General features: G+C 37.3%; 2 protein-coding genes. Both read left to right on the top strand.

Going from position 1 to position 3,429, the window contains the following annotated elements; all coding sequences use genetic code 11:
* Window positions 1-398, top strand: a 398-nt coding sequence (locus HH219_RS21365) for a transposase (protein WP_211842215.1), incomplete at its 5' end; no start/stop codon positions are given.
* A 288-nt stretch (window positions 399-686) separates the two neighbouring features.
* Complete coding sequence (locus tag HH219_RS21370) at window positions 687-3,302, top strand: AAA family ATPase (RefSeq protein WP_169328563.1); 2,616 nt, start codon at window positions 687-689, stop codon at window positions 3,300-3,302.
* Window positions 3,303-3,429: the final 127 nt, after the last annotated feature.

Consider the following 3,429-nt stretch of genomic DNA (forward strand, 5'->3'; position numbering starts at 1 on the left):
CAGGCAATGGTATGTGGCGAAGCGGGGTTAATGTAAAGAGTCACAATCAAGAATACACGCGATTCTGCGGTTACTTAAAAGATTGCAAAGTATGCCCACTGCAACAGCAATGCATGCGAAAGCCACCGATAAAAACAGGGCGGCAAGTACAGTTTAAAAATGATGAATCACGTAAAAAGCTAAGCTATATCGACAAAATGAAAGTTAAAATAGACAGCCCAATGGGGCGACGGCAGTACAGTAAAAGACTCGGTTGTATAGAACCCGTGTTTGGAAATATTACAGTCAATAAAGGCATGAACAAATTGACCTTACGCGGACAAACGAAAGTAAATGCGCAATGGCAGCTGTATTGCCTTGTTCATAATCTAGAAAAGCTGAGAAACACGATACATTAATAAGGGTAACCCCTTATCACCTCAAATAAGCCACTTAAACACCTGTCATACCTTCCAAAACGCCCATTAAAACAACACCAAATCCCCTTTTTTATATTTACGTAAAATCGAAGTAACCGATTGAACCAAATTAGGAACTCAGCTATTGTTGAAGCATCAATAAAAATAAATTAAAAACGAGTTATTCTACAGGCTCGTTATATGCTCCTTGCAGTATTGGCGGGTTACATTCTAAATAATTAAGTTGTTCATTTTGGAGAGATACGATTGTGAAATTAAGGGCGTTATATGATTCATTCTGAGTACTTACGTTTTTTACAGACTCTTAATACAGATGCGATTTCTGAAGATGAACGTAAGGTTGCCAATCTTGTTTTAGAAAACTTAGATGTTTTGGTTCCCCTAGGTACGCATCAAGGTCAGCGCCTTAAAGCTGTAGTACCGCTCGCCCAAGCGGGTTGGGATAATTTGGAATCTGTGATTAAACCGCCACCTGATGATTTATCTATTCATAAATCTCAAATAACTCAGCTAAAAAGTTTAAAAGTAGGTCCATTTCGCGGATTCTCTAGGGAAGAGACTTTTGATTTAACCAGTAACCTAGTTCTCATTTACGGGCCAAATGGGACAGGTAAATCAAGCTTTTGTGAAGCCCTTGAATACTCACTTTTAGGAAACGTTGCAGAAGCAGAAAGTAAGCGTTTTCGTGATCAGCAAAGATATTTCAAAAATGCTCATGTAGGTAGATTTAGTCAACCTGTGCTTTCGGGACTAACAGATCAAGGTGAAGAAATTGCCGTTACTGCTGATGATGCGCTTTATAGATTTTGTTTTGTTGAAAAGAACAGGATTGATAACTTTTCACGAATTGCAGCCCAAGCCCCTGCAAAACAAACTGAGTTAATTTCAACGTTATTTGGTTTGGATTCCTTTAGTGATTTCGTTAGAAAATTTACCGCTGAAATTGATCCTAAGTATATTGATCTCACAGGCCAGAAAGCGACACTATTGGCTCAAAAGCGGCAAGCGCTTGAGGGGGCTAAGCAGCAAATAGCAATACATAATGCTGAGCTAGTAAAAATCAATACTGATGAACAAGTTTTAGCTAGTAATTACCGAGAAGGTATAGACTTTAGCCAATTGGTGCTTGAAGTACATGGTAATAGTGAAATTGTTGGTTCAATTTCAAGAATAGAGTCCGAAGTACAGCAACCTATAACTATTAAGTCTTCTTTGAGTCTGGCTACATTAGATGAGTTAGGTAGAAATATAGCGAGTCATCTTAATGAGCATATTGCATTACAACAAGAGTTAGCAGGTGCAAGTCAGCAAATATCATTCAAGAATCTGTACAATGCTGTAATACAAGTGCAAAAGAGTAGTCCCAATAACTGCCCTGCTTGTAAAACCCCACTGGAACAAGTCGTAGTAAATCCGTTTACTCATTCTAGTGAAGAGATGCAAAAGCTACAGCATTTGGCTGTTCAGCAAAGTAAACTTCAGCTTGTAGAGCAAAAAGTAAATCAGGAGTTACTTTCTCTTGCTCAAATAATAAGTACTTGTTTTAGCCGATTTTCTCCGAATGTACTTACTCAGTATCAAGTTTCACCAAGTATTCAGGAAAACACTGAATGGTGGAATAGTTTACAACAGCCAATGCCAGATGGCTTTACTGCTTGGCAACATCTACATTCGCAAGTCAAACAGCTTGAGGATGCAGATAAGGGAATTGATCAAGCTGTTCAATTACGCGCAGAAAAACAAGCGGAGCTAAACCGACTACGTGATTTATCACGAAATATTACTCTTCTTATAACGCGTAGACAAACAGCTGATCAATCACTTTTAAATGCTCAACAAATAATTAATCGCTTTGATATTGAAAATGCTCCGTTAATAGCTGGTGCTCAAGCGGAAATTCCGAATATCCAAAGAAATCAATCTATATCGGTAGCTTATAGGAAATTCGTTGTATTATTAAATACTTACAAAAATAAACTTCCTGAACTACTAGTTGCTGATTTAAGTGAACAAGTTGTCGAGCTGTATAATTCATTTAATCGCAATGATTTACCATCAGAACTTCTGGCTACAGTTAAACTACCTTTAGCGCAGAATCAACGTCTCGAAATATCATTTCAAAACTCCCCTGATCAGTTTTACGATCCATTGCATGTCCTCAGTGAAGGGCATATTCGTTGTATTGGTCTATCTATTCTTCTTTCAAAGAACCTGAAAGAAAATTGTCCAATGCTGATTTTTGATGATCCAGTAAATGCTATAGATGACGATCATAGGGAATCAATAAGACGTACATTATTTGAAGAGCAGTTATTTTCTGAGAAACAAATAATTCTGACTTGTCATGGAGAAGAGTTTTTTAAAGATATTCTAAACCTCCTTCCTGCTCAAGTTGCAGCTCAGACTCAATCGCTTGCCTTTTTACCTAGCTTGGAAGATTCTCATATAAATGTGGATTTTAACTGTGCTCCAAGAAATTACATTATCGCCGCTAGAGAGCACTTTAATAGAAACGAAATTAGAGAGTCTTTATCAAAATCAAGAAAAGCAATGGAGTCTTTGACTAAAGGAAAAATCTGGCGTTATGTAAGTCGATATGGTGATGGTAATTTGAGCATAAAGTTGCGTGGTGCTTCAGCTCCAATTGAACTGAGAAACTTATCTGATCAGCTTAAATCAAAAATCAGCAAGGCTGACTTTTCTGATCAAAATAAGAGCATAGTTTTAGATCCTCTTAGTACGTTGGTTGGCCTAAATGGTAATTCTCGTGAATGGAGATATTTGAATAAAGGTACGCATGAAGAAAGCGATAGAGCCGAATTTGATAGAAACACCGTTTCTACAATGATTATGGCGTTAGAACAACTAGATCATGCTTTATAGGTAACTACTCAGCACTAAACCTTGCTTATTGAAAACGATCAAAAATAAAAAAGGGATCGACTTGCTTGATCATTTCAACGCGTTATTCTGTTGCTTTCCTTTGATTATGATGTGAATAAATGAAAGT

This window comes from Pseudoalteromonas sp. NEC-BIFX-2020_015, from assembly GCF_012952265.1.
Lineage (GTDB): Bacteria > Pseudomonadota > Gammaproteobacteria > Enterobacterales > Alteromonadaceae > Pseudoalteromonas > Pseudoalteromonas neustonica.

Excerpts from the sequence above, each read along its gene's own strand:
- HH219_RS21370 (WP_169328563.1), top strand. The coding sequence starts at position 687 with ATGATTCATTCTGAGTACTTACGTTTTTTACAGACTCTTAATACAGAT.